The organism is Gemmatimonadota bacterium, assembly GCA_009692115.1.
In the GTDB taxonomy this organism is placed as follows: domain Bacteria; phylum Gemmatimonadota; class Gemmatimonadetes; order Gemmatimonadales; family GWC2-71-9; genus SHZU01.
Genome location: SHZU01000006.1, coordinates 186302 through 211419, shown reverse-complemented (window position 1 = coordinate 211419; position 25118 = coordinate 186302). Strand labels below are relative to the sequence as shown.

At 65.6% G+C, this 25118-nt stretch carries 25 protein-coding genes and 6 tRNA genes; 16 read left to right on the top strand and 15 right to left on the bottom strand.

Features of this window, described 5'->3' with window-relative positions; translation table 11 throughout:
• Nucleotides 1-72: 72 nt before the first annotated feature.
• From EXR94_09255 to EXR94_09225, 7 genes are all read left to right on the top strand, one after another.
• Complete coding sequence (locus EXR94_09255) at nucleotides 73-993, top strand: M23 family metallopeptidase (GenBank protein ID MSR02904.1); 921 nt, start codon at nucleotides 73-75, stop codon at nucleotides 991-993.
• 32 nt (nucleotides 994-1025) lie between these two features.
• On the top strand, nucleotides 1026-1658 hold the full coding sequence (locus tag EXR94_09250) for a hypothetical protein (protein MSR02903.1): 633 nt from the start codon (nucleotides 1026-1028) through the stop codon (nucleotides 1656-1658).
• Between the two features lies 1 nt (nucleotide 1659).
• Nucleotides 1660-2268, top strand: coding sequence for a hypothetical protein (locus EXR94_09245; GenBank protein ID MSR02902.1), 609 nt, complete (start codon nucleotides 1660-1662; stop codon nucleotides 2266-2268).
• A gap of 74 nt (nucleotides 2269-2342) precedes the next feature.
• Nucleotides 2343-3050: a hypothetical protein gene (locus EXR94_09240; GenBank protein MSR02901.1), complete on the top strand. Its 708-nt coding sequence runs from the start codon at nucleotides 2343-2345 to the stop codon at nucleotides 3048-3050.
• Nucleotides 2992-4302: a hypothetical protein gene (locus EXR94_09235; protein ID MSR02900.1), complete on the top strand. Its 1311-nt coding sequence runs from the start codon at nucleotides 2992-2994 to the stop codon at nucleotides 4300-4302. The genes EXR94_09240 and EXR94_09235 overlap by 59 nt, the downstream gene beginning before the upstream one ends.
• 2 nt (nucleotides 4303-4304) lie before the next feature.
• Complete coding sequence (gene dnaE / locus EXR94_09230; GenBank protein MSR02899.1) at nucleotides 4305-7451, top strand: DNA polymerase III subunit alpha; 3147 nt, start codon at nucleotides 4305-4307, stop codon at nucleotides 7449-7451.
• Nucleotides 7452-7583: 132 nt separating this feature from the next.
• Nucleotides 7584-7886 (top strand): hypothetical protein, encoded by a 303-nt coding sequence (locus tag EXR94_09225; protein MSR02898.1) that lies wholly within the window; start codon nucleotides 7584-7586, stop codon nucleotides 7884-7886.
• A 20-nt stretch (nucleotides 7887-7906) separates the two neighbouring features.
• Here EXR94_09225 and EXR94_09220 read toward each other — a convergent pair whose 3' ends face one another.
• Both EXR94_09220 and EXR94_09215 read right to left on the bottom strand, forming a co-directional pair.
• Entirely contained in the window at nucleotides 7907-8641 is a 735-nt protein-coding gene (locus tag EXR94_09220) for a CPBP family intramembrane metalloprotease (GenBank protein MSR02897.1), read from the bottom strand.
• Between the two features lie 27 nt (nucleotides 8642-8668).
• Nucleotides 8669-9904, bottom strand: a complete 1236-nt coding sequence (locus EXR94_09215; protein MSR02896.1) for a cation:proton antiporter — start codon at nucleotides 9902-9904, stop codon at nucleotides 8669-8671.
• 237 nt (nucleotides 9905-10141) lie between these two features.
• On the opposite strand from EXR94_09215, the gene EXR94_09210 reads away from it, so the two are divergent.
• Nucleotides 10142-11527 (top strand): hypothetical protein, encoded by a 1386-nt coding sequence (locus EXR94_09210; GenBank protein MSR02895.1) that lies wholly within the window; start codon nucleotides 10142-10144, stop codon nucleotides 11525-11527.
• Nucleotides 11528-11538: 11 nt separating this feature from the next.
• Here EXR94_09210 and EXR94_09205 read toward each other — a convergent pair whose 3' ends face one another.
• Nucleotides 11539-11883 (bottom strand): hypothetical protein, encoded by a 345-nt coding sequence (locus EXR94_09205; GenBank protein ID MSR02894.1) that lies wholly within the window; start codon nucleotides 11881-11883, stop codon nucleotides 11539-11541.
• 95 nt (nucleotides 11884-11978) lie between these two features.
• On the opposite strand from EXR94_09205, the gene EXR94_09200 reads away from it, so the two are divergent.
• On the top strand, nucleotides 11979-12698 hold the full coding sequence (locus tag EXR94_09200) for a DUF2064 domain-containing protein (protein MSR02893.1): 720 nt from the start codon (nucleotides 11979-11981) through the stop codon (nucleotides 12696-12698).
• Here EXR94_09200 and EXR94_09195 read toward each other — a convergent pair.
• The 12 genes from EXR94_09195 to EXR94_09140 form a co-directional block, all read right to left on the bottom strand.
• A complete protein-coding gene (locus tag EXR94_09195) occupies nucleotides 12667-13287 on the bottom strand; it encodes a hypothetical protein (protein MSR02892.1) in 621 nt (206 codons plus the stop codon). The genes EXR94_09200 and EXR94_09195 overlap by 32 nt on opposite strands.
• Before the next feature lie 58 nt (nucleotides 13288-13345).
• Nucleotides 13346-13981, bottom strand: a complete 636-nt coding sequence (locus EXR94_09190) for a hypothetical protein (GenBank protein MSR02891.1) — start codon at nucleotides 13979-13981, stop codon at nucleotides 13346-13348.
• 65 nt (nucleotides 13982-14046) lie between these two features.
• Nucleotides 14047-14595, bottom strand: a complete 549-nt coding sequence (locus EXR94_09185) for a hypothetical protein (GenBank protein MSR02890.1) — start codon at nucleotides 14593-14595, stop codon at nucleotides 14047-14049.
• Nucleotides 14596-14628: 33 nt separating this feature from the next.
• Nucleotides 14629-14883: an ATP synthase F1 subunit epsilon gene (gene atpC / locus EXR94_09180; GenBank protein ID MSR02889.1), complete on the bottom strand. Its 255-nt coding sequence runs from the start codon at nucleotides 14881-14883 to the stop codon at nucleotides 14629-14631.
• Nucleotides 14880-16313 (bottom strand): F0F1 ATP synthase subunit beta, encoded by a 1434-nt coding sequence (gene atpD / locus EXR94_09175; protein ID MSR02888.1) that lies wholly within the window; start codon nucleotides 16311-16313, stop codon nucleotides 14880-14882. Before atpD ends, atpC begins: the two co-directional genes overlap by 4 nt.
• A 7-nt stretch (nucleotides 16314-16320) precedes the next feature.
• Complete coding sequence (gene atpG / locus EXR94_09170) at nucleotides 16321-17205, bottom strand: ATP synthase F1 subunit gamma (protein ID MSR02887.1); 885 nt, start codon at nucleotides 17203-17205, stop codon at nucleotides 16321-16323.
• A 6-nt stretch (nucleotides 17206-17211) separates the two neighbouring features.
• On the bottom strand, nucleotides 17212-18789 hold the full coding sequence (locus EXR94_09165; protein MSR02886.1) for a F0F1 ATP synthase subunit alpha: 1578 nt from the start codon (nucleotides 18787-18789) through the stop codon (nucleotides 17212-17214).
• Nucleotides 18790-18879: 90 nt separating this feature from the next.
• On the bottom strand, nucleotides 18880-19656 hold the full coding sequence (locus EXR94_09160; GenBank protein MSR02885.1) for an AraC family transcriptional regulator: 777 nt from the start codon (nucleotides 19654-19656) through the stop codon (nucleotides 18880-18882).
• 3 nt (nucleotides 19657-19659) lie between these two features.
• A complete protein-coding gene (locus EXR94_09155) occupies nucleotides 19660-20157 on the bottom strand; it encodes an NUDIX domain-containing protein (GenBank protein ID MSR02884.1) in 498 nt (165 codons plus the stop codon).
• Nucleotides 20158-20165: 8 nt separating this feature from the next.
• Entirely contained in the window at nucleotides 20166-21173 is a 1008-nt protein-coding gene (locus EXR94_09150) for an MCE family protein (protein MSR02883.1), read from the bottom strand.
• Complete coding sequence (locus EXR94_09145; GenBank protein ID MSR02882.1) at nucleotides 21170-21892, bottom strand: ABC transporter ATP-binding protein; 723 nt, start codon at nucleotides 21890-21892, stop codon at nucleotides 21170-21172. The genes EXR94_09150 and EXR94_09145 overlap by 4 nt, the downstream gene beginning before the upstream one ends.
• A gap of 6 nt (nucleotides 21893-21898) precedes the next feature.
• The gene (locus EXR94_09140) at nucleotides 21899-22819 is read right to left on the bottom strand and encodes an ABC transporter permease (protein ID MSR02881.1); all 921 of its coding nucleotides are present in this window, start codon (nucleotides 22817-22819) and stop codon (nucleotides 21899-21901) included.
• A gap of 21 nt (nucleotides 22820-22840) precedes the next feature.
• On the opposite strand from EXR94_09140, the gene EXR94_09135 reads away from it, so the two are divergent.
• The 7 genes from EXR94_09135 (at nucleotide 22841) to EXR94_09105 (ending at nucleotide 25100) form a co-directional block, all read left to right on the top strand.
• A tRNA-Ala gene (locus EXR94_09135) sits at nucleotides 22841-22913 on the top strand.
• A 75-nt stretch (nucleotides 22914-22988) separates the two neighbouring features.
• Nucleotides 22989-23061: transfer RNA gene (locus tag EXR94_09130), tRNA-Gly, on the top strand.
• Nucleotides 23062-23092: 31 nt separating this feature from the next.
• Nucleotides 23093-23166: transfer RNA gene (locus EXR94_09125), tRNA-Met, on the top strand.
• Nucleotides 23167-23301: 135 nt separating this feature from the next.
• Nucleotides 23302-23375: transfer RNA gene (locus EXR94_09120), tRNA-Val, on the top strand.
• Nucleotides 23376-23398: 23 nt separating this feature from the next.
• Nucleotides 23399-23472, top strand: a tRNA-Arg gene (locus EXR94_09115).
• Between the two features lie 8 nt (nucleotides 23473-23480).
• Nucleotides 23481-23554: transfer RNA gene (locus EXR94_09110), tRNA-Pro, on the top strand.
• Between the two features lie 49 nt (nucleotides 23555-23603).
• Nucleotides 23604-25100 (top strand): hypothetical protein, encoded by a 1497-nt coding sequence (locus tag EXR94_09105; GenBank protein MSR02880.1) that lies wholly within the window; start codon nucleotides 23604-23606, stop codon nucleotides 25098-25100.
• The last annotated feature ends 18 nt before the right edge of the window (nucleotides 25101-25118 follow it).

Genomic DNA, 25118 nt, shown 5'->3' with positions numbered 1-25118 from the left:
GGGCCATTATTGTCCAGCGTTTTCAGTACGCCACTGTTCTGGACGTTGTCAATTCGGGGTCGATCGCCACGGATGAAAAAGAGCCGCTGGACTATCATTGTCGTGCCGCAAGGGTCAAGCACGTCGCGCGTCATCGAGGTGTCCCACACCGCAATCAAGCTCGTCGGCACCTTGGCGGTCGCCGCGGTGATGGTTGCATTGTTGTTAGGCTACGGCACCGTCGCGAAGACCGTCAACATGGCGCGGGCCAAAGCCGTGGCGCTCGAGAATGCCCGGCTGGCCCACGAGCTCGGCATCATCCAGGGGCGGATGAGCACCCTCTCCGACTCCGTGGCCTCGCTCGAGAAGCGCGACTCCAAACTGCGCCTCCTCGCCAATCTTGATCCGATCGACCCGCAAGTCCACGCCGCCGGCATCGGCGGTCCGCTGCCGGTGGCCACGACCGAAGAACGTTCGAGTGTCTTGGTCGAACGGGCCAGTGAAGTCCGGGTCGATCTCGGCGCGTTGATTCGGCGAGCCAACCTGCTGACCCGCTCCTTCAGCGAAGCCGCCGACAGCATGGCGGCGCATGCCGAACGGCTCGGCGCCACCCCGTCGATCGTACCAACCCAGGGGTGGTTGTCCAGTGCTTTTGCGGCCATGCGCGATCATCCAATCCTCCACGTCGCTCGCCCCCATGAGGGGGTCGACATCACGGCCCCGGCCGGAACGCCGATCGAGGCGCCCGCGAACGGCGTGGTGACGGCGGCGGGCTGGGAAACTGGATACGGAAACGTGGTCACGATCGACCATGGGTACGGCGTCGTCACCAAGTTTGCTCATGCCTCCAGAGTCTTGGTGGCGGCGGGTGCCAAAGTCGGCCGGGGTCAACGGATCGCGCTCGTCGGCAACACCGGGCTCTCGACCGGTCCGCATCTCCACTACGAAGTCCATATCAACGGTCGCCCGGTCGATCCGCTCAAATACATCCTCCCCAACGTGGTTACGGACTGATCAAGCCACTCACGTTCGTCGTCGTTGCGGTCATGGCCACCGCGTGCAGGGCCCGAACCGCCACCATCCGAGTCAGTATTCCAGATTTGAACGGCGTAGAAACGCCGGTGCCCGGTCTCGTGGTGTCGTTCCTTCCGTATAATCGCGACAGCATCCTGACCGCGCTCGAGGCCAAGGCCGCGCCGCGCCCAAGGACCCGGGAGCTCGACAGTCTGTTCTTAGACTTCCGGACCCCTTTCATTGCCTATCTCAAGGCCAATGCCCGGCTCGACTCCCTGCGCTCGGGCGGGGCGCCCGCCGGTTCGATGGCCCCGGCAGCTGAATCGCTGTCCGCCGCCCGGGCAGCACTGGACCGGGCCCGGGAACAACTCGGACCCGCGATGGAAACCAGCCGGGCGGTGGTGCGCCAGTGGGAAGACAGCGTCTATCGTGATTATTCTTTGATTACTCGCTCGATGGGCGAACGGGTCTTTGCCAACCCGGTCGCCGACACCACGGATGCGGTCGGCTGGGCCACCATCACGCTGACCAATGGACGATGGTGGGCTACGGCCCATTCCATCGATCCGACCGATCCGAATCGACAGTGGTACTGGAATGTCGCGATCACGGGCGACACGGTGTTCTTGAGTCCTCAAACCGGCCGTCGACGGCCGAGGTACTGATATGGGTTCGAATCTTCTGGCGGCCGTACTCCTGGCCTCGCTCGCGGCACCGGCCGTCGCCCAAAGCCCGATCCCGATGTCCGCGCGGAGCAAAGGCTCTCCAACGGCCCCGATTACCGTCTACGAGATGTCGGATTTCCAGTGCCCCTTCTGCCGGCGTCACGCGATGGAATCGTTCCCGGCCATCGAGAACGAGTTCGTGAAAACCGGCAAGGTCCGCTGGATCTTCGTGAATTATCCGCTGACGTCGATTCACCCGAACGCCGTACCGGCCGCGGCCTTTGCGATGTGCGCCGCCAAGTTCGACAAATTCTGGTCGGCCCACGACCTCCTGTTCCTGCACCAGGAAACCTGGGCCCCGCTCAAGAACCCAGCGCCATTCCTGATGACCTTGGTCGACTCACTCAAGCTGCCCAAGCCCGCCATGGCCTCCTGCCTCGAAAAACAAGAAACCGTCGCCCTGATCAAGGCCGACGCCGACGGCGCCGTCAAGAGCGGAGCCCAAAGCACCCCGACGTTCTACATCGACGGCTCCCTCATTATCGGCGCCCAGCCGGTGGAGCTGTTCCGCTACGTCCTCGACTCCCTCTATCGGGCTAAGAGGAAATAGCACTCGGCACTCGGCGTACTTGACATTCGGGGTTTGTTCGGGCTACAATAGACCCCCATTGATCAGGCTGTCGGATGACCGCCGCTGTTGCCCCAAGCCGAGCCACCGCCCTCCGAAGCCTCCTGGTCGAGCGCTTCCCTAACGCGGTTCTCCTTCCTGAACGGTCGGCGCCTCCGCTCGTAACCGGGCTCGCTTCGCTCGACCGGATCCTCCCAAACGGCGGACTACCCCGGGGCCGGATGGTGGTATGGCAGTCGAAAACGGGGGGGGCCACGGCCATCCTCCGGACGGCCTGCCAAGGGGTAGCCAATCGGGGCGAGCGAGTGGCGTGGATCGACGGGGCCCGAACCATCGGCCCCGGCTGGACCGATGGTCCGCTGGTCGTCCGGCCTGCCGACCAGGACCTGGCGCTTCGGGCCACGGAAATCCTTCTCCGGTCCGGCGGCTTCGCGCTGGTCGTCCTCTCCGGCATTGACCCTGGCCAAAGCGCCATGCTCCGGCTCTCCCGAATGGTCCACGAAGGGCAAGGCGCCTTCGTCGCCCTCACCGATCGCGGCCTCACCGCCAGCATTCGGTTGAGCTCCCGGTTTTTGGTCGACCGGTTTCGCTGGTCCATCGGCCCCTTCGGCGAGGTGGCCGCGGTCGATGCCGTCAGCATCGAAGTCACTGCCAAAGCGTCCGGATGGTCCGAGCGCACCACGTTTACACTCCCCGCCAAAGCCCATGACCTTCGTCTGTCTCTCGAGCCCGGCGTGGCCGACCGACGCGGCGCGCTCGACTGAGATCGGCGCGGCCGCTCTTGAGTGTGCCCCCAGGATCCGGCTCGAGTGCAGCCGAGGCATCGTGTGGGCCGACGCCCGGGGGCTTGATGCAATGGCTATTGCCGGGCAGTTGCTGGAACGCTTCGAGTTCCTCGATATCCCCGAGGTTCACGCCGGGATTGCCGACACGCCCATCGCCGCCGAAGTCGCGGCCCGCACCGGTAACGAGCGGATCACCATGGTGCCGCCGGGTACCGATCGGACGTTTCTGGCCCCGCTTGACGTGGGCGTCCTCCATCCGCCACCGCCGGGGTGGCTCTATCCCCTGATCGCGGCCATCGGCATCGAGAACTGCGGCGACCTGGCCCGGCTCGATCCTCAATCCGTCGAGGTCCGGTTCGGGGCCGAAGGCGTGAGGATCTGGAAACTGGCCCGGGCCGACGATGCCCGCCCGATCTTCGGTCCCCGCCCCCGAGAGTTACCGAGCGCGGAACTCGAGTGGGTCGACTACGAATTGTCGAACCAGGAGCAGGTCGTCTTCATCGTCAATTCGCTCCTCGGCACCGTCACCGACGCCCTGGCGGTCCGGCGCGAAGGCGCCCACGCGGTCGGGCTCGAGTTCTCGCTCGCCGACCGAGCCATCGTGGCCGTCCCGGTCCGGTGCTCGACCCCCACCGCCGACCGAAAAACCTGGCTCCGGGTCATCCGCGCCGCGCTCGAAACCGTCACCTTCGAGGCGGCCGTCATGCGGATCGCCCTCCGGGTCGACGCCACGGCTCCCCTGGCCGACCGCCAAGGCGATCTCTTCGACTTCGGCTTCGCCACCGCCCGCGCCACTGAAACCGCCTTGGCGCATTTACTCGACAAGCAGGCCGACGCCATCGGCATCGCCCACCGAATCGAGCATCCGCTCCCCGAACGCCGGGTGACCTGGCGGTTCGACCCGGCCGGCCAAGTCGCCGAGCGACCCCTGCCCGGCGGATCGACGTTCGGCCTAACGCCGGAACTCACCCTGCAAACCTTGCCCGCACCGCTCGGCATCGAAGTGTGGACCATCACGCGCCGGGGCCTGCCGGTTCCCGATCGCTATTTCGACGGCACCCGCACCTACGCACTCACCGTGAGTTTGGGACCCGACCGAATTGCCGGCGGGTTCGACGACACCCGGTTCGAGCGCGACTATTTCCACGGGATCCGGGACGATGGCGTCATGGTGCTGTTGTACCGCGACCTGGCTTCCGGCCGCTGGCACTTGGCCGGGTGGTGGGACTGACCATGTTCGTCGAACTCCGCTGTCACTCGGCGTTTTCCTTCGGCGACGGGGGCGTGTCGCCCGAAGCGCTGGCCCGTCACGCCAAGGCGTTAGGCTATCACGCCGTCGGCCTGACCGACAGCGCCGACCTGGGCGGCATCGTCCGGTTCGGGGTCACCTGCCGAGAGCAAGGCCTCCGGCCGGTCATCGGGGCCCAGCTCGTCGTGGACGGCCGCCCGATGGCCCTCTTGGTCCGGTCCGCCATCGGCTTCCAGAACTTGGCGGCCCTGATCACGCACTCGCGCGTCGGGAATCTCCGCCGGTGGACCAAGCGTACCGCCACCCGGGGCCGGCCAGAACTCACCTGGGACGACGTGGCCCATCGCCATGAGGGACTCCACCTCCTGACCGGGCCGGCCTCGGGCGCCTTGGCCACCGCGATTCTCGACCGCCGCCCCGCCGACGCCGACGCGCTCCTCGCGCGCTATCGCTCCGCCTTCGGGGACCGGGTCGCCATCGAAGTGGGACTCCACTACGCGGGGCGCCGGGAAGAGGCCCTGGCCGGCGCGCTGATTCGGTTGTCGAAACACCGTGGCGTGCCCTGGTTCGCCACTCGGAACCCCCGCTATATCGACCCCGGAACCCGGCTGGTCCACGAAGTGCTCACGGCCCTCCGCCACGGCACCACCGTCCCCGCGGCCACCGACCAAGGCCTGCTCCACCCGAACGGCGAGTGGATGCTGCTCTCGCCCGAGCAGATGGCCGTCCGGTGGCGCGGAGCGGAAGCCGGACTCGAAACGGCAGCCGACCTCGCGGACCAATGCGAGTTCAACCTCCGGTGGGTCCGACCGCCGCTCCCGACCTTCAGCGTGCCGGCGGGACACGACAACGACAGCTTCATTCGGCACCTCGCACTCGAAGGAGCCCGGGAGCGGTGGGGCCAACCCGGCGCCAAGGAAATCACCCAGATCGACCACGAGCTCCACGTCATCGCCCGGTTGGGCTATTCCGGATTTTTTTTGGTGATGTGGGACGCGGTCCGGTTTGCGCGCGAACGGAACATCCTGGCCCAAGGCCGCGGGAGCGCCGCCAACTCCACCGTGGCCTACTGCCTCGGCATCACCGCGGTCGATCCGGTCAAACATGGACTCTTGTTCGAACGGTTCCTGTCCGAAGCCCGGGTCGACGGGATGACCGAAGCGCCCGATATCGATGTCGACTTCGAGCACGACCGGCGCGAGGAAGTACTCGACTACATGTACCGGCGCTATCAACGATCCCACTCCGCCATTGCCGGGGTCACCCAGATCTACAGCGCCTGTACCGCCATCCAGGACACGATGCGGGCCTTTGGCTACCCAGCCGAACTGGCCTTCACACTCTCCAAGCGCTTGCACCGGGTCGGGTGCCTCGACGGCGCCGAGATCCTGACCAAGGGCTTGGCCGAAGCCCATGGATTCGACCTCACCACACCCAAGGCAGCAACGGTCCTGGAGGCGGTCCGGGCCTTCGATGACCTGCCCCGGCTTCGGTCCACCCACCCCGGCGGATTCGTCCTCTCGGCGGAACCGTTAGGCAACCACCTCCCGATCGAGTCGACCTCGATGGGGCGGACCATCATCCAGTTCGACAAGGACGATCTCGACAGCCTCGGCATTCCAAAGTTCGACTTTCTGGGATTAGGCGGGCTCGCGGTGGTCCGGCGGGCCTTCAATGCCATCGAGGCGCGAACCGGCACGGCACTGTCGATGTACTCGCTTCCCGACGACGACCCCGCCACCTACCGGATGATCAGCAAGGGCGAAACAATCGGAACCTTCCAAATCGAGAGCCGGGCCCAGATCGCGTCGATTCTCCATACCAAACCGGAGCGCCTCTACGATCTGGTCGTCCAAGTGGCGCTGATCCGGCCCGGCCCGATTCAGGCCAAGTTCGTTCATCCCTATACCAAGCGGCGCCGGGGCGAAGAGAAGGTCAGCTACCTCCACCCCGCGCTCGAGCCGCTCCTCGAACGGACCCAGGGCATTCCGATCTTCCAGGAGCAAGCCATGGCCATCGCCATGACACTGGCCGGCTATACCGCCGCCGAAGCCGACTTGCTCCGGCGGACCATGGGCCACCAGCGGAAACGAACCAAGTTGCTCCGGGCTTTGGCCGAGTTGCGCGAGCGGCTGATCGGCAAGGGGATCACCGACGAGATTGCCAATCAAATCGAAGAAGATCTCATGAGCTTCGCCAACTACGGGTTTCCCGAATCGCACGCCTGGAGCTTTGCGCTGATTGCCTACGCCACCGCGTACCTCAAAGCGCATTATCCGACCGAATTCCTGCTCGGCCTCCTCAACGCCCAGCCGATGGGATTCTATCCGATCGCCACCCTGATTCACGACGCGCGCCGAAGCGACGTCAGGGTCACCGGACCCTGTCTCTCGAAAGGCACGGCGGACTGCACGATCGAACTCCCCGACGACGGTCCCATGCTGCGGCTCGGATGGCGGTTCATCCGCGGGATCGGGGCCAAGGCCATCGAATCCCTGACCCGGTATCAGGCGGCCGCTCCATTTCGAGATGTCGCCGATGTGGTCGTTCGGGCCAAGCTCGCCCGCTCCGACGCCATGGCCCTGGCCCGGGCCGGAGCGTTCGAGGCTTGGCAGCCCGACCGCCGGAAAGCCGCTTGGGAAGCACTCCGCCACGTTGGCGACACCCTGCCTCTGGCGCCGTCCCGGCCCATTGAGCATGCCCCTCGACCGTTAGGCAACACCGAACGGGTCTTCCTCGACTATTTCGCCACCGGCTCGAGCCTGGCGGGGCATCCGGTCGAGCACATGCGGCCCACCCTGACCCGAGCCGGCGCCATCGACAGCCGGGCTCTCGCGTCGGCCCGGCACCGAGAGCAGGTCATGATTGGAGGACTCGTCGTCGCTCGCCAACGACCGGAGAGTGCCGCGGGCGTGATGTTCATCTTGATGGAGGATGAGTTCGGATTCCTGAACGCCATCGTCCGCAAGGAGGTCGAGGAACTCTATCGCGAAGTGACCCGCCGAGCCCCATTCCTCTTGATCCTCGGCCGGATCCAGCGGGATGGACCCGTGATCCAGGTCCTCGCCGAGAAACTCAAGGCGATCCGCCCTCAGGCGGCCCTCGCGTTCCGCTCCAGGGACTGTCGATAATCGCCTCGCGTTTCATGAAGACGATCCATAATTTACAGAAGGAAATGAGAGTCATTGTTATTTAACAGGCATCATGCCCAAGACTACCAATAAACGAATTGCCGTCGTGGCATTCGTCTTCTTCCTCGCCAAATGTCTCGTGTGGCTGGCCGCCGGAACCAGCATCGTCCTGGCCGCCCGATGACCTCAACCGCCCTCTTTCCCCGTGAGTCGACCACCGAAGCCCATCGACACGCTGAAACCCGGCCGCTCAACCGAGCGCTGGCCCGGGGTGGGATTACCCTCGAGCAATGGCGCTGTTCCCTGGAGCAGCACCTGCTCGTCTACCGGGCTCTCGACCATCGCCTCGATCAGATCCAGCAGACCCACCCTGCCTGGGCCGCGGCCTTCGCGGATGAGGTGTGGAGTGTGACCGGGCCGCCGCCAGCCAAGTAAGCCACGACCCGATCGGAGGCTCAGGTCATGACCGCGAGGATCACGTCATAGAGGGCGTGACTCCAAGCGGCAATTCCGAACCCCCGCGATAGGTAAAGTCCGCTGAAGATCAGGCCCGCCACCGCCCGGAAGGTGAATGAGTCAAGCTGGAAGGGGTCACCGTACGGACCGATATAGTGGAACCCCGAGAAGATGATGGCGCCGATGATCGTGGCCACCACGGCACTGACCGCGGGCTTCCACCCGAGAAGGGTCCGGCCTGCCGCCGCCAGCCCCGACACCAAAAGCACCCGGAACACCAACTCCTCATACAGGCCCGCGCCAAGCGAAATCATGATCTGCGTCGGAAATCCGAACTGTCTTAAGCCACCCGCGGCGAGCCCAAAGCCCAAGCGGCCCAAGAGCAGCGACGTGATCGTGCTGGCCAGCCCGCCCAAGACGAACGCGTAGACCAGCGATTCGGCCAACATGCCAACGAACAGGCGACCCTCGATCGGACCGTTTCGTTTTCGGTCCCGAAGCACCAGCCCCGCCCCCACCCCGAACAGCAGCACCCCGAACACCGTGAGCCCGCTCCGGCCCCCTAACGCCATAAAGGCACTCTTGAGGAGCACGTCGGCGCCGTTCCGCACCCCCGCCATCGCGTCCCCCGAGAGGAGAAACGCCAGGGCCTCATACAGCAACAGCAGCGGAAGCGCGAAAGTCAGGCTGTGACGCGGGGCGCGGGTCTTGGCCCAATAGGAGGTGGCTGCCATGGACCGCTCAGTACGGGGGAACGGCGCTCAAGATTCAGCCCGCCGCCCGAAGGCCCATTTGAGGGCCGGGGGCGTGGCCATCGTCGTCACGATGACCATCACGACGATCGCGGAATACAGGGTCGGCGTAATGACCGCCGCCCCGCCGATCGTCAGCCCGAGGCCGATATTCGCGAAAATGAGACCGACCTCGCCTCGGGGCACCATCCCGACACCCACCGCCAACCGGTTCATCCCGGCGCCGGCGCCCAGACCCGCCGCCAATTTGCTCCCGACCGCCACCACGGCCAATACCCCGGCAAGGCCCAACACTCCGAGATCGGCAAACGCCCGGAGGTCGGTCCGCATCCCCATCACCACGAAGAACACCGGAACGAAGGCCTGAATCAGCGGATGGAGAAGATTCTCGATCGAATGGTCACCCCGGTCGGTGAACGCGCGATAGTGCCCGGATTCGAGCACCAAGCCGGCCGCGAAGGCGCCGATGATCGCCGCCAAGCCGATCTGGTATGCTAGGAACGCCGTGATGAAACAGAGCGCGAGACTCACGCCGAGTGCGGCGCCTTTGGTCCGAAACGTGGCCGACCACGCGATCAACCGAGGCGCCAGCCAGACACCGACCACCACCGCGGCCAACAGGAACCCGACCGACTTGCCGACGATCCCTCCCATCGCTCCGTAGCTCATGGCCGCGCCCGAGTTCGCCGCGACGATGACCCCGCTCACCACCGCCAGAATGACCAGACCGAGGACATCGTCGATCACCGCGGCGCCGAGAATGACCCGGGCCTCCGGGGTGTTCGACTTCCCAAGGTCCTTGAGCACCCGGGCCGTGATCCCAACACTTGTCGCCGACAGCGTGGCCCCGATGAAGGCATGCACGTAGGGGCCCGATTCCGGAATGAGCCACATCCCGGCACCGAACCCAAGGAAGAAAGGTGCCGCGACCCCGACGACGGCCACGAGTAACGCCCGGGCCCCGACCGACAGCATTTGCCTAACCGTCGACTCGACGCCCACCTCGAACAACAAAATCAGGACCCCGATCCTGGCCAGCAGGTCAACGCCGGGATCGTCGGGAATGAACCGAAACACCTCGACACCGAGCAGGGGCAGGTTGCCCAGGATAACGCCGGCCAACAGTTCGCCGAGGACCGACGGCTGCCCGAGCCGCACCGCCAGTTCGCCCATGGCTAAGGCCGCGATGTAAATCACCGCCAGCGCTAAGAGGATCTTGGCGGACGGATCCGGGCCCGCCGCCATCAGGGGCAGGACCGCCAACGGGATCAGTCGATGACGTAACCGGATAACGCCCCCAGAAGTGCGTCGCGCCGTCTACCCGAAACGGGTAGGCGGCGCGACCATGAAAGTCCTTCGAGCTCGAGACGATGCGTCTGGGACCGTAGGTTCCTGACGTCCGATCGAATTCTCGAGAAGCCTACGCGATCACCTGGCGACCGCTTGCCCTGCTCGAGCTCGAACGACGTATCTCACTAGACAATGGATCACCTCCTTGAGCCTGGGGTGGAACATACCTGCCGTAGGGGCGTCTCTAAATTGGGAAACTCGCTCGCTAAACACAAGCCCCCGCTAAATTGGGTCGTGTCCCACACCTCGATGGCCTATCGAACCGTGGCCGAGTTGGCCACCGCGCTCCTCCCCGTGGTGGCCCGAGGATCCTCGAAGCTCGCGCTCGGCGATCGGGCCCGGCGGGCCGCGCTCGAGCACTGGCGTCGATGGGCCGCCGCGCACCGCGACCCCTCGCGCCCGCTGGTCTGGATCCACGCGCCCTCCGTCGGTGAAGGCCTCCAGGCCAACGCGGTGCTCGACCGGCTCCGGCGCCGGAACCCCTCCTGGCAAATCGTCTACAGTTTCTTCAGCCCCTCGGCGGAACGACTCGCCGGCCGCCAACCGGTCGACTCCGCCGGGTACCTGCCCTACGACACCCGCTCGAACGTCCGCCAAATGCTCGATGTGCTGGCACCCGCCGCCCTCATTTTTACCAAACTCGATCTCTGGCCAGAATTTGCCACCGGCGCCTCCGCCCGGGGGGTCAAACTCGGAATGATCGCGGGCACCGTCAGCGCCGTGAGCCGCCGAGGCCACCCGATCGCCCGATGGCTCACCCGGCCCGGCTATCAAGCCCTCGACCGGATCGGCGCCGTGGCCGCCCCCGACGCCGAGCGCCTGATTCACCTCGGCGCCGACCCCGCCCGGATCACCATCACCGGGGACCCCAGGTTCGATAGCGCCGCCGAACGGGTGCGGGCCATCGCCCCGGACGATCCCCTCCGCCGCCTAACGGCCGGCGCCCCGACCCTGGTGGCCGGCTCGACCTGGCCCGCCGACGAGCACCTCATTCTCGACGCCTACCGCCGGGTCCGAGCCCGGGTCCCCAACGCCCGGCTGATTCTGGTGCCCCATGAGCTGACCCATCTCGACTCGCTGACCACGGCCGTCCGGCTGACCGGGTGGCCGTCCGGGCGGTTAAGCGAACTGGGGCAAGCGGTTCCGGATGTCATCATCGTCGATCAGGTGGGACTCTTGGCCACGATCTACGCCGGAGCCCGGATTGCCTATGTCGGTGGGGGATTCGGATCGGCGGGCCTGCACTCCGTCCTCGAGCCGGCAGCAGCCGGCGTGCCGGTCATCGTCGGTCCTCGATGGCAGTCGAGCCGGGAGGCCGGTCTGCTGCTCGAGGCCGGCGGGGCTCGGACCATCTCGGGCCCCGACGCCGCCGGACAGCTGGCCGATACCTGGACCGACTGGGCCGATTCGACGGTCGGCCCCGCCGCCGGCGCCCGCGGCCTTGAACTCGTGACCAACGAGCAGGGCGCGGCTGACCGCAATGCAGTGCTGGTTGAAGAACTTCTCGCCGCAGGCTGAGACCAGCGCCGCTATTCGTGCCGCAGGACCGTGGCCGGGTCGACGCGGGACGCGCGCCAAGCCGGAATCACACACGGGATGACGGCAATCGAGAGGAACCCCAGCGCCACCAAGGCTAACAGCACCGGCTCGTTGGTCCGCAGGCTGGCGGGAAACTTGGCCAACACCGTCCCGAACAGCAGGGACAGGCCGATCCCGGCCCCGACCCCGATTTCAGCGACCCGGTTGTTGACGTAACCGCTCAAGATTCCGTACCGCCCGACCGCCACGAGAATCGGGGCCACGAGCGCAAACGCCGACAGGAGGCCCGCCAGGATCTTGGGGGTCTGGGCCGCCACGACGAGTTGATCGTCCATCGTCCTGATCTCATCGATGATCCGCTTCGGGTCGATCTCAAGAGAGTTTCGGGACTGGCTCGGCGACCGCCCACGATGTTCCCAACGGAAGGCCCCTGATACTCCTGGGCGGAGATTGCCGCGGCATTACGACAGAACTGTTGGTGGAAGCGGGCAGTGCCCTGGCGGGCGGAACCACGGTACTCGGACCGAGTGTCGACGGCGGGTACTACCTGCTCGGGAGCCTCACGCCGCTGCCGGATCTCTTCTCAGGCATCGCGGAGCACGTCGACCGTGCTCGCCGAAACCCGGCAGCGACTCCGAGCCCTCGGGCGTTCGTGGGTGGAACCCGAACGCCTGCGGAATGTGGACACCATGGCCGATGCCATGGCCCTCCGCCTGATTCCGGAGCCGCCTGGCCGTTAGCGACCGACGACGATGCCTTCGTAGATAACCGTCTTCGGCGCGATGATTCCAGCCGTCAGCACCGTAAACAGCAGGTCCGACCACCGGCTCTTGGTCTTGATCTTGAGTTGAGCGACTTCCTTGCCGCCAACCAGCTGACTCGCCAAAGCTTTGTCGAGCCGCGCCTTCCCGAGCGGCATCAAGCCCCAGAAGGCATGGACCGTGTGGGAGGACACCCGGAACGGCTGCCCGACCGCCGCGTCGCCCGCCGCCGAGGCCATTGTTGCCGGAACGCCAAGGCTCGTGGCATCGAAACTTTGGGCACATCCCGTCATCGCCAGGGCGGCCACGACCAGCACCGGCCCGATCCGTCGAATGTTCAGCACGAGTCCTCGTCCGTTAACGAAAATGATAGCTGGTCCCAATGCTGACACCGGAGGCGGGAGTACCCCCGCTACGCCAACCGAGCCGGCTATCGTACCCGACCCGAAGTCCCCATCCGTTCAGCAGCCCCAGATCGATGCCGGCGCTGACCGCGGCCTTGATGCGGCCCCCGGTCACCGGCTGGCTTCCAATGTAGTCGAGCCGGGGTGCAATCCACGGCTTGATGGACAGGACGGCGGCAGGAATGCTGAGCGCCGCGCCAATCCCAGCCCATCCGCGCCAGGGCGACCCCGCCCCGCCGTTGGTCAAGGAACGATCCGCGCCTGCCTGCCATACTACCTTGAGCGGAACCAACGGACCGCCAATGACCGTGAACTGGGCCGAGCCGGTCAGCACCGAGCTGCTCTGATTCCCGCCAACGGCCGGGTCGAGAGTCACGCGCGACACCGCGATCGTCACGCCGAGGGGACCAAATCCAGCCGAGGCGCCGAGCGCGATCGCCCGGGAACGGTCGTCACCGGGGGTACCGGAACGCTTGATCCGGCCAAAGCCGAGATCGGCACCCACCGTAATGCCCTGCGTGACGCCCGCGTTCCGAACCGGTACCGCGGCGTCTTGGGCGCCGGCGGCAGCCACGAAGATGGCCGATGGGAGGACGAGGGCGGGCCCGAAACTCCGAAACGTCAGGGAGAGCCTACCTGAAGTTGTAGCTGGCGCCCAAGCCGACGGAAGCCGGTTTGGCGCCAAGCCCATGGGTAAACGATCGATCGACGGCGAGGTCGAGCCCGAATCCGTTCAAGAATCCGAAGTTGACCCCGCCGCTCATGCCGAACTCGGTGGCCGTCGTGGTCCGAGTCGCCCGAATCCGGGAATAATCGAGCCGCGGTGAGACCCAGAATTTGAGGGCCACGACGGGCTGCGGGATCGTCCACGAAATGCCGAGCCCAACCGGCACCCGCCAGTTGGTGAGTCCGCCCGCGTTCGGCGAGTAGTACCCGGCGCCGGTCAGTAGCGTGACGCCGACCGGAACCAACGGGCCGCCGGCCAGCTTGACCGCGACGCTGGCGCCCCGCGCCACGACCGTCTCCGTCCCAAGCGCCGAACCTGACCAGCCGGACACAAACGCTCCCACGGCCACCCGGCGGAACCCGGCGGTACCCGAGAGAAGGAACCCGGTCCCGTCGCCGGCGGCGACATTGTTGAAGCCGACCATCGACGCCAGCGAAAAACCCCGTGACAAACCGGCGTTCATGATCGGAATCGCCGGCGCTTGCGCGGCGAGCGGAGTTGCCAGGATGGAAAGACCAATCGCTGAAGCCAAAGTCCGCACCAAGCCAGCCTATCTCAGGATCGCGAAGCTGATCCCGATCCCGTTGTAGTCGCCCAAGGCGCCGCTCACGCGGACATCGGACTTCTCGTTGCATGAAACATCGACGCCCAAGCCCAGCCGAACAACAGCCGGCTGTCGTACGTGCCATCTCCGAAGGTCGGGGCGAGCACCGGGTGGAAGTACGGAGTAAACTCGACGTTGGAATCCTCGAGCTCGACCCGCCGGCCCAGGGAAAGACCCAACGGAATGTAGGCTTGCGACTCACCGTCGCCGAACCGGCCGCCGATGCCCGCGGTGATCGCGCCGTCGAGCGGGAAATCATCGCTGTGATCGATGACCTGGGTTCGAAAATCAACCCCGGCGAGGAATTGGGTCCGGCCCAGGTCGGTGTCGGCAAAGCCGCCCCGGAACCCGATGTCGTACTTCCGGCTGCCGAATCGGTAGAACCCCTCGACGGCAATCCCGGATCCTGGATCGGACAGCGAGGCGCCGTATTCCACTCGCTGCAACGCCCGATAGGGGGCGAGGAACACCGGGGTGGCCGTGGATTGGGCCGTGAGATCGGCCGCCACGATCAGCATGAGGCCGGAGGTAACGAAAGCCGTACGCAACATGGGGAGTCTCCTTCGAGTCGGGTGCCGGGGCCGCTAGGCCGCCGCCACCACATATTCGGCAACGACGCGGACCCGGTTAGAGACGACTTGCAGGAAGCCGCCCTGCACAGTGAAACGGTGTTCCTGTCCCCCGTGTTTCACCGTCAGGACGCCCTTCCCGAGCAGCGTCATGAACGGCGCGTGGTTCGGAAGGATTCCAACCTGGCCGTCGTACGCCGGAATCATCACGGCGTCAGCCTCACCGCTGAACGCCGATGACTCGGGGCCGATGACCGTGACCTGCATCACGACGCGGCCATTTTCTTGGCCTTCTCGACCGCTTCGTCGATCCCGCCAACCATGTAAAAGGCCTGTTCCGGCAGATGGTCAAACTCGCCCGCCAGCACCCGCTCGAAGCTCTCGACGGTTTCCGACAGCTTGACGTATTTGCCCGGAAAGCCGGTAAACTGCTCGGCCACGAAGAACGGTTGCGACAGGAACCGCTGGACCCGGCGGGCCCGCGACACCACCAGCTTGTCCTCTTCCGACAACTCGTCCATGCCGAGGATCGCGATGATGTCCTGCAGTGCCTTGTACCGCTGCAAGGTCCGCTGGACCCCGATGGCGACGTTGTAGTGGCGATCGCCGACGTATTGGGCATCGAGAATCCGGCTCGAGGAGTCGAGGGGGTCGACCGCGGGGTAGATCCCCAACTCCGAGATGGCGCGATTGAGCACGACCGTGGCATCCAAATGGGCAAAGGCGGCGGCCGGCGCCGGGTCGGTCAAGTCGTCGGCCGGAACGTAGATGGCCTGCACCGAGGTGATCGAACCGTCTTTGGTCGAGGTGATCCGCTCCTGCAGATCGCCCATCTCGGTGGCCAAGGTCGGCTGGTAACCGACCGCGCTCGGCATCCGGCCGAGCAGCGCCGACACCTCGGAACCAGCCTGGGTAAACCGGAAGATGTTGTCAACGAACAGGAGCACGTCCTGCTTCTCGACGTCGCGGAAGTATTCGGCCACGGTCAGCCCGGTCAGACCGACCCGGAGCCGGGCGCCCGGCGGCTCGTTCATCTGGCCGTAGATCAGGGCCACCTTGTCGAGAATGTTCGCTTCCTTGAACTCGAGGTAGAGGTCGTTGCCTTCGCGGGTCCGCTCGCCGACGCCGCAGAAGACCGACTTGCCGCCGTGCGCCGAGGCAACGTTGTTGATCAACTCTTGAATGACGACCGTCTTCCCGACGCCGGCGCCGCCGAAGAGCCCGATCTTGCCGCCCTTGACGAACGGGGCAATCAAGTCGATGACCTTGATGCCGGTCTCAAAGATTTCAGTCTTGGGCTCGAGGTCGACGAACTTGGGCGTGGGCCGGTGAATGGGCCACCGCAGGGCATCCGCGGGAATCGCCGCGCCGCCGTCGATCGGCTCGCCGAGCACGTTGAGGATCCGGCCCAGCGGCACCGCGCCGACCGGGACCGTGATGGTGGCGCCGGTGTCGACGACTTCCATCCCGCGGGTCACCCCGTCGGTCGAACTCATCGCCACCGCCCGGACCATGTTCTGGCCGATATGCTGCTGGACTTCAGCCACCAGCTTGATCGGGATCTTGGCCGTGGCGTCTTCGACGACCAAGGCGTTGTAGATCTCCGGCAGGTGGCCGGGTGCGAATTCGATGTCGAGCACCGGGCCGATGACCTGGACGATGGTGCCGAGATTCTTTTCCGTAGCCGTAGCAGTCATAATGTCTCCCCTAGCCTTCTAATGCCGCGGCGCCACCCACGATCTCGGAGATCTCTTGGGTGATTTGCGCCTGCCGGCCCTTGTTATACGCCGTCCGCAGTGAGGTAAGGATTTCACCCGCGTTGTCGGTCGCGTTCTTCATCGCCGTCCGCCGGGCGCCATGTTCGCCGGCGGCCGTCTCGACCAGACCGCGATACACCGCGTTCCGGACGTACAACGGCAACAGATTCTCGAGGATCGCATCCGGCCCCGGCTTCAGGATGTAGTCCGGGCGGACCCGGCTCCCCTTCGTCGGCGTTTCGACCGGGAGAATCCGGATCGACGTCGCCGGGGTTGAAATCGCGCTGTTGAACTTGGCGTGGACCAAGTCGACGCTCGCGAGTTCTCCGGCACTATAGTCCGTCATCAGGCCGACCACGATGCTCGCCGCGTGCTCCGCGGTCGGCTTGTCGCCGACGTCCTGGCGGTCGGCCTTGAGTTTGATCCCGATGTACTTGAGAAACCCGGCGCCCTTCTTCCCGATGCAGTGAAACTCCACCGTGTAGCCGGCGGCTTCCAACTCTTCGGCCTTTTTGCGGGCTTCTTTGATCAGATTGCTGTTGAAGGCACCGCAAAGGCCGCGGTTGGACGTGACCAGGACCACCGCGGCCCGAGTCGGTCCGCCCTTGGCGGGCGCCACCGGCCGGCGGAGCAGCGGAAAGCGCTCCATCAGTTCCGGCGTGACCAGATCGGCAATCGTTTCCCGCAGCGCCTCAGCGTACGGCCGCGCGGCGACGACCCGATCCTGCGCCCGCTTCAACTTGGACGTGGCGACCAGCTCCTGCGTCCGGGTGATGCGGCGGGTGTTTTGGACCGAACGAATCCGGCCCCGAAGCTGGCGGCTTTGGTTCGCCATTTCGGATTACTCGGCCTTGAAGAGCGACTTGAAGGACTTGATGGCCTGCTCGAGCTTGGCCTTGAGATCGTCGTCCAGGGTCTTCTTGGTGCGGATCCCCTCGAGGATGGCACCGTGCTGAGCCTCCAAGAACGTCAAGAAATCCCGTTCCCACTGCCGAATCCGCTTGACTTCGACGTCGTCGAGATGGCCGTTGGTGGCCGCGTAGATGATCGCGACCTGCTTCTCAACCGACTGCGGCTGGTACTGCGGCTGTTTGAAGACCTCGACCAACCGGACACCCCGGGCCAGTTGCCGCTGGGTTGCCGCGTCGAGTTCCGAACCGAACTGCGCGAACGCTTCGAGCTCCCGGAACTGCGCCAGCGCCAAACGGAGCGGCCCGGCGACTTGCTTCATGGCCTTGATCTGCGCGTTGCCGCCGACCCGGCTGACCGAAATCCCGGCATCGACCGCGGGTCGAACGTTCGAATAGAACAAATCCGTCGTCAGGAAGATCTGACCGTCGGTGATCGAGATCACGTTGGTCGGGATGTACGCCGACACGTCGCCGGCCTGGGTCTCGATGATCGGCAAAGCGGTCAGCGACCCGCCCGGCTTCTTGATCCGGCTGTCGAGCTTCACCACGTTCGGATCTTCGGAAATCTTCGCGGCCCGCTCGAGGAGCCGGCTATGACAGTAGAAGATGTCGCCCGGGTAGGCTTCCCGGCCCGGCGGGCGGCGGAGAATCAGCGACAGCTGTCGATAGGCCGCGGCTTGCTTCGAAAGGTCGTCGTACACACAGAGGGTTGGCTTGCCCTCCTCATACATGAAGAACTCGGCGATGGCGCAGCCGGAGTATGGCGCGATGTACTGGAGCGGCGCCGGATCGGACGCCGAGGCCACGACGACCACGGTGTACTCCATAGCGCCGGCTTCCTTGAGCCGCTCCACCACGGTGGCGACCGTCGACCGTTTCTGGCCGATCGCCACGTACACGCAGACGACGCCCTGGCCCTTTTGGTTGATGATCGTATCGACCGCGATCGCTGTCTTGCCGGTGCCGCGGTCGCCGATGATCAACTCACGCTGGCCGCGACCGATCGGGATCATGCTGTCGATGGCCTTGATACCGGTCTGCATCGGCTCTTTGACCGGCTGGCGGACGATGATGCCCGGGGCAATCATCTCGACCGGACGGCGGGCGGTGGTCTTGATCGCCCCCCGGCCATCTACCGGCTGCCCAAGCGCGTCGACGACCCGGCCCAACATGGCCGGACCGGACGGGACTTCGAGCAATCGGCCGGTGCAGCGAACCTCGTCGCCCTCTTTAAGTTTGAGGTAGTCGCCCAGGATGACGGCGCCGACGTTGTCCTGCTCCAAGTTGAGCACCAAGCCGGCCACCGTTTCGCCGGATTCGGCCGAGGTGAACTCAAGCATCTCGCCCGCCACCGCCGCCCGAAGCCCGTACACCCGGGCCACCCCGTCTCGAACTTCGAGGGTGGTGCCGACTTCGGCACTGTCGACCGCGCCCAAATCAGCCGCGGCGATCTCTTTGAGAAGGATGTCCTTGATCTCGCCCGGACGGAGAGTCGAATCGGTCGCCATATGGTATCAGATCGTTGAGTGATCAGGAGTTGGCCTAGCTTGTGAAAAATATCACAATCACTATGCCGAGGCAAGCGACGTCACCTTGCCCTACCCCGACTGGCTCCGGCCGCCTTGCGCGGCGAATCGCTTGACCAGATCGGCCAGACTGGCGCTCGGGAGCCCCTCGACCGGCAGCCGGACCACCCGCCGGACCACGGTCCGCAGGTGGCCCAGGCTGGCAAACCCGAACCGGCTGGCCGCGGCGGTAACATCGTATCCGGGATTCGAGACGAAGTCCTTGACCGCGAGGACTTGGAGCAGGTTGGAAACCCGTTTCAAGTTGGGAGCCCCGCCGGCCCCGAACTGCCGCGAGAGGTGCTCCCGGCTGACCCGAAGACGCCGGGCCAGCGAGGTCACGGTCGGCGGTTTCCCGACCGTCGCGGCCAGCAGGTCGAACGCGCGGCGCTGGAGCGGTTCGGTCAGCCGAAGCGTCGCGGGGACCCCGGCAAGGGCTTCCCGGCGGGCCGCCGCGGAGCCGCCACGGGCGACGAGATCCCCCACCATCGGATCATCAATTCCCTCCACGATGATCCGCCGAATCCCCAGCGCGTCGAGCTCGAGCAACGCGGCCCCTTCGTCGGAGCGAACGACGCCGTAGAGAATCACGGGCAGGTTCGGAAACCGGCGCCGGAGGTCGGGGAGGTCGACCGTCCGGCGGGCCCGAGCGCCTAGCACGATGCTGTCGACGAGTTCCGACTCGACCACCGCCGAGAGGGCGGCAGCCGTTCGGCATCCGCGCAGGGCGCCGGACCCCTTCGGGAGCGAACGGCGAAGCGAGGCGAGGGCGAGCGGGCTATCGAGGAGTGCCGCAACGACCGCGGGCACTCGCTACTCGACCGTCAATTGGGGACCGGCCACCAGTTGCTGAGTCAATTCCCCGGCCCGCCGGAGTACCCCCCGGGCATTCTCGTACCCGAGTTGCTCGATCGCCTCCTCGAACGACACCCAAATACACTCGGTAATGCCTTCATCGGCCTGGGGCACCGGCTCGCCGGCCGGCGACTCGAACAAAAAGAAGTGGCAGAATTTGTGAATCAGTTTGCCGCGGAGCCGGAAGTACCAGTCGATGGTCTCGAGGGTCGCATGGAGGCGGAGCTCCCCCAAGCCGGTTTCCTCCGTCGTTTCTCGCGCCGCGGCCTCCACTGGGGACTCGGCATCCTCCAAGTGCCCTTTCGGGAAGCCCCAATGGCCGTAGCTATCGCGAATCAGCAGGAAGCGATGAGTGCCCGGATCCGGAAATCGCCGAAAGACGATCCCGCCGGCGCTCACTTCCCGTTTGGCGCGGCGGGGCCGACCGCCCTCTGGACGCTTCTCCTTCGACACGATCGATCGTCCTAGAAAACGGAGAAACGGAAGAAACGGCGGGGGTTAGCCTGAATTTCGGCCAACAGGTCTTTCATGCTCTTGATAAGGGCCGTGGTTTCCAGGTATAACGTCGAGTCACGGGCCAGCAAGCCGAGACTGCCCCGGCCCGACTGCACCTTGGTGAGCAGCGTATCGGTGGTCTCCAGAATTCGAGTCAGCGTATTCTGGTGGGCTCGGATCGCGCCGAGCAACTCCTTGGCATCGGCGGAGGCGGACCGGAGATCGGCTGACGTGGCCCTCGCGGAGTTCATGATGTCGCCGATCTGGTTGTCCTTGGTGGCATCTTCGACCCGGCCGAGCAGGGTGTTGACTCGCTTCGAGGCGGCACCGACTTCGTCGGACGTGGCGGCCAGATTGGTGGTGACTTGGTTGAACGGCCCAGTCTGTTTGCGGGCAAACTCCGCCAACCGGTCGGCCGCCTCACGGAGGTCGCGGAGGCTCCGTCGGACATCCTGAATGGCGCTGGAATCGAGCGCCGACGAGACCCGGCCCGTCATGGTGCCCAAATCGGTGGCGATCCGATTGGCCTGCTGGGTGAGTTGGCCGATGTCGGGAAGGGTGGCGCCCGGCCAGAGCTCGCCGGCCGGTGCCGCGGCCTCGGCCAATCGGGCCCGGAGTTCGGGGTCCTGGGGCGCGTCGGGAAGCCCCATCAGAGTGACCTGCCACTCGCCGAACAAGCTGCCCGACGCGGCGATGGCCACCGGACTGGCGGGTAAATCCACATCGAGCCGGATCTTGAGGTCGGCCTCGACCCAATCGTCGGGGGCCAGGCGAATCGCATTGACCCGTCCGACCTTGACACCGCGCAGCGTGACGGGCGCGCCCACGTTGAGCCCCCCGATTTCTCGGAACCGGGCCCCGTGGATGATGTCCCGGTTGCCAAGATCCGTCTCCGAGAGCCAAATCGCCCCGAAGATCACGACCGCGAAGGCGGCCACGACCGAGGTACCGACCAGGAATTCGTTCCGACGCTTCATGGGCGACCTTCAATAAACTGGCGAACCAAAGGGTCCTCCGTCTGCCGAATCTCGTCGACCGTGCCGACGGCGTGGACCCGCCCCTCATACAACATCGCGATCCGATCGGCGACCGCAAAGGCACGGCGCATATCGTGGGTCACCACCACGCCGGTCACCCCGAGATCCCGTTTGGTCCGCACCATGAGCTCGTCGATGACCGCGGCCGTCACGGGGTCGAGGCCGGTCGTCGGTTCGTCGTACAAAATGTAGCGAGGCTCGAGCGCAATCGCCCGGGCAATGCCGACCCGTTTCCGCATCCCCCCGGACAGCTCGCTCGGCAACCGGACCATCGCATCCTTGAGCCCGACCCGGTCCAGACTGGTTTCCACCCGGCGCCCGACCTCATCCTCGGGCCGCCCCTGTTGACGGAGCCCGAGCGCCACATTGTCGAAGACCGACATCGAATCGAACAACGCGGCAAACTGAAAGACGTATCCAATCGACGCCCGCATCGCCATCAATTCGTCGCGAGAGAGGTCCGCCACCACCTTGCCGTCGACTTCGACCTCACCGCTGTCCGGTTCGAGCAATCCCACGATGTGCTTGAGGGCTACGCTCTTGCCGGTGCCGGAATAGCCGAGCAGGACAGTGGTCTGCCCGTCCGGGATGTCGAGGGTAAACCCTTCGAGCACCCGTTTGGCGCCAAACGCCTTCGACACGTTCCGAAACCGGATCATCGTGGCCTACAACAGGACCAGGGCCCAGAACGCGTCGAGCACCAGGATGGCCTCGCAGCCCAGCACCACGGCCCGGGTCGTTGAGCGGCCAACTCCCTCGGCGCCCCCTTGGGTCCGGAGTCCGGTCAGCGCGCCCATGACGGCAATCGCACAGCCGAAGCTGGCGCTCTTGAGCAAGCCGAACCAAATGTCTTTGAACTGGTAGAACTGACGGACCCCTTTGAAGAACTCGGGAGTCGAGAGGTCGAGCAGACTGGTGGCCGTAATCCACCCCGAGACGACGCCAACGGCAATCGCCAGGGCAGTCACGACCGGAAACATCAGGGTGGCCGCAACGACCCTCGGCACGACCAGGTAGGCATGCACGTCGACCGCCAGGGTCTCCAGCGCATCGACCTGCTCGGTCACCTTCATGGTGCCGAGTTCCGCGGCGATGTTGGCACCCACCCGGCCGGCCAGCGCCATGCCGGTCAGCACCGGCCCGAGCTCCATCATGATGGTCTTGGCGACCAGCGCGCCCACGAAATAGAGCGGCACGGCGCCGGTAAAGATGTAGGAGGCGAGCAGGGCGAGCACGATCCCGGTAAACACCGCCAGAAACAGCGAGATCGGAATGGAGTCGACGCCGAGCCGCCGCATGTGGGTGACGACGAGGGGCGCCCACACCCGAGGCATCCCGACCGCCCGCGACGCATCGACCGCCCACCGCCCGGTCCGGCGCAAAAAGCCGAGTTGGGCCACCCCGATCAGATTGAGATGGTCGGTCACGTGGGCAACGGGCCTAACGTGAAACCGGGCGACGCGGGCGACTCGGGAATCGTGAGTCTCTTCGGGTGCATGCGGCGCTATATGGAGAGAGAATCGGCATGAGTTCTGCTTGACACGCCTAGTGACGACGGCTAGCTTGCCGCGTTGCAACATAAGCATCCAGCGGGCGGCCACAAGTACGGGGGCGTAGCTCAGTTGGGAGAGCGCGTGAATGGCATTCACGAGGTCAGGGGTTCGATCCCCCTCGCCTCCATTTTCACGGTCGCGCACCCTGGGCTTGAGTGTTGCTTATCAGGGCACCCGGCGGTACAATGGGTGCCCGCCTTATGCGGGAATAGCTCAGTTGGTAGAGCACAACCTTGCCAAGGTTGGGGTCGCGGGTTCGAGTCCCGTTTCCCGCTCTGGAGCAGGTCGAGGACGAAGGCACAACGACGCGGGGTGGAGCAGTCTGGTAGCTCGCCGGGCTCATAACCCGGAGGTCGTGGGTTCAAATCCCACCCCCGCCATTTCCAGCCGTACGGTTCTGAGGTGAGGTTTCAGGAGAAGTCGGACAGAAGGACAGGCGGACGGTCGAACAGATAGATCCGCGGACCACGTGATCTTCTGCCTACCGTCCGCCTTGTTGTCTGCCCAAGTAGCGCGGGCGGTTAGCTCAGTTGGTTAGAGCGCCACGTTGACATCGTGGAGGTCACAAGTTCGAGCCTTGTACCGCCCATGCTCGTGCCTAGCTGGATGGAGGGGCCCGTAGCTCAATTGGATAGAGCGTTTGACTACGGATCAGAAGGTTGGGGGTTCGAGCCCCTCCGGGCCCATTACACCGCGGGGCGTAGCGCAGCCTGGTAGCGCGCCTGCTTCGGGAGCAGGAGGTCCCGGGTTCAAATCCCGGCGCCCCGATTTATTGAACGCCCGATTCGGTTCGCCGAGCCGGGCGTTTCCCCTTTGAATGACCGAGACCCGCGTGCCCAACACTGTGTCCGCCGAACGGCGGGCGTTGCTGCTCCTCGTCGACGGATTGCGACCCGATGTGGCCGAAGCCGAGCTCACGGCCGGACATCTCCCGGAGTTGGCCCGCCTCGTCGGCAACCACGGCGTTGGCCGCGCCATCACCGCGTTTCCGTCCACCACCAGCGTCGCCTATCTCCCCTTCCTGACCGGGTGCCTCCCAGGCCGCTGCAATGTCCCCTCGATCCGGTGGCTGGACCGGGCCGCCTACACCGGCCGGTGGTGGACCGACCGGGCCACCGTTCGGAGCTATTGCGGCTATCAGGCGGGGATGCTCGACCAAGACATTGCCCCAGACGTCCGGACCATTTTTGAGATCATCCCCGAAAGCGCCGGGTTCTTTACCCCGATCACCCGCGGCCTGACGCCCGATCGCGACCCGAGCCAGGGTCAACGAAAATTCTGGGGGGCCGTCGCCCACTATCTGCTGTGGCACCAACGGAGCGATCGCGTCGTGGCAGAGGGCGTACTCGACTGGATTGGACGCGACCCGGCATGGCGGTTTCTGTTCGCCCAATTCCCCGCAGTCGACGGCTACACCCATCAGTCCGCGCCCGACGCCCCCCGGGTGATTGAGGCCCTTCGACGGGTCGACACCGCGATCGGCCGGATCACCCGGTTGCTCCGCGACCGGAACCAGCTCGACGACACCTTGATCCTCCTGGTCAGTGATCATGGCGCGAGCCCGGTTCACACCCACTTCGATCTGGCGGTCTGGCTCCGGCATCTCGGGATCGCCACCTTGGCCCACCCGGAACTGTGGCACGCCGATCCCGCCGCCGCCGTGATGGTCGCCGGCAATGGGTCGGCCATGGTGTACGCACGGCCCGGACAACCCCGTGACCGTCGCTGGCCGCTCGCCGCCCTGCGGGCCCCGGAGGCCTTCGGCTTCCCGGGCGACGTGATCGACCGACTGGTCCGGGAACCCGCCGTGGCTTTCGTCGCCGCCGAAGACGAGGACGGTGCCATCCGGCTTGTCGATCAGGACGGCGAAGCCATGCTCCGGCTCGCCGGATCGGGGTTCGACTACCAGCCCGTGACCGCCGATCCGCTCGGCACCGGCCCGATCACCGGCTCTGACCGCGACTGGCTCCAGCTGACATTCGACGCCCGGTACCCGGACGCCGGCCCGACGTTGGTGGACCACTTCCGGTCGCCCCGAACCGGCGATCTCGCCATCGTGGCGCGGGAAGGATTCGATTTCCGCGATCGGTGGGAGGTTCCCGAGCACCGAGCCGGCCACGGCAGTTTGATTCGGGCCCACATGCAGGTGCCGCTCTGGGCCAACCGGCCGCTTGGGCCGGTGCCGCTTCGAACCACCGACATCTTTGCCACGCTGCTCGATTGGCTCGGCGAGCCCCTGCCGGCGGTGTGCAACGGTCAGTTGGTCTGGTCGGCCGGGGCCGGCGAAGTGGCGATTCAAGCCGCGACGCTATAAGTTGTGGCCCTCGAATGA

Excerpts from the sequence above, each read along its gene's own strand:
- EXR94_09255 (MSR02904.1), top strand. The coding sequence starts at position 73 with ATGAAAAAGAGCCGCTGGACTATCATTGTCGTGCCGCAAGGGTCAAGC.
- EXR94_09250 (MSR02903.1), top strand. The coding sequence starts at position 1,026 with ATGGCCACCGCGTGCAGGGCCCGAACCGCCACCATCCGAGTCAGTATT.
- EXR94_09245 (MSR02902.1), top strand. The coding sequence starts at position 1,660 with ATGGGTTCGAATCTTCTGGCGGCCGTACTCCTGGCCTCGCTCGCGGCA.
- EXR94_09240 (MSR02901.1), top strand. The coding sequence starts at position 2,343 with ATGACCGCCGCTGTTGCCCCAAGCCGAGCCACCGCCCTCCGAAGCCTC.
- EXR94_09235 (MSR02900.1), top strand. The coding sequence starts at position 2,992 with ATGACCTTCGTCTGTCTCTCGAGCCCGGCGTGGCCGACCGACGCGGCG.
- dnaE (MSR02899.1), top strand. The coding sequence starts at position 4,305 with ATGTTCGTCGAACTCCGCTGTCACTCGGCGTTTTCCTTCGGCGACGGG.
- EXR94_09225 (MSR02898.1), top strand. The coding sequence starts at position 7,584 with ATGTCTCGTGTGGCTGGCCGCCGGAACCAGCATCGTCCTGGCCGCCCG.
- EXR94_09220 (MSR02897.1), bottom strand. The coding sequence starts at position 8,641 with ATGGCAGCCACCTCCTATTGGGCCAAGACCCGCGCCCCGCGTCACAGC.
- EXR94_09215 (MSR02896.1), bottom strand. The coding sequence starts at position 9,904 with ATGGCGGCGGGCCCGGATCCGTCCGCCAAGATCCTCTTAGCGCTGGCG.
- EXR94_09210 (MSR02895.1), top strand. The coding sequence starts at position 10,142 with ATGGATCACCTCCTTGAGCCTGGGGTGGAACATACCTGCCGTAGGGGC.
- EXR94_09205 (MSR02894.1), bottom strand. The coding sequence starts at position 11,883 with ATGGACGATCAACTCGTCGTGGCGGCCCAGACCCCCAAGATCCTGGCG.
- EXR94_09185 (MSR02890.1), bottom strand. The coding sequence starts at position 14,595 with ATGTTGCGTACGGCTTTCGTTACCTCCGGCCTCATGCTGATCGTGGCG.
- atpG (MSR02887.1), bottom strand. The coding sequence starts at position 17,205 with ATGGCGAACCAAAGCCGCCAGCTTCGGGGCCGGATTCGTTCGGTCCAA.
- EXR94_09165 (MSR02886.1), bottom strand. The coding sequence starts at position 18,789 with ATGGCGACCGATTCGACTCTCCGTCCGGGCGAGATCAAGGACATCCTT.
- EXR94_09150 (MSR02883.1), bottom strand. The coding sequence starts at position 21,173 with ATGAAGCGTCGGAACGAATTCCTGGTCGGTACCTCGGTCGTGGCCGCC.
- EXR94_09145 (MSR02882.1), bottom strand. The coding sequence starts at position 21,892 with ATGATCCGGTTTCGGAACGTGTCGAAGGCGTTTGGCGCCAAACGGGTG.
- EXR94_09140 (MSR02881.1), bottom strand. The coding sequence starts at position 22,819 with ATGCTTATGTTGCAACGCGGCAAGCTAGCCGTCGTCACTAGGCGTGTC.
- EXR94_09105 (MSR02880.1), top strand. The coding sequence starts at position 23,604 with ATGACCGAGACCCGCGTGCCCAACACTGTGTCCGCCGAACGGCGGGCG.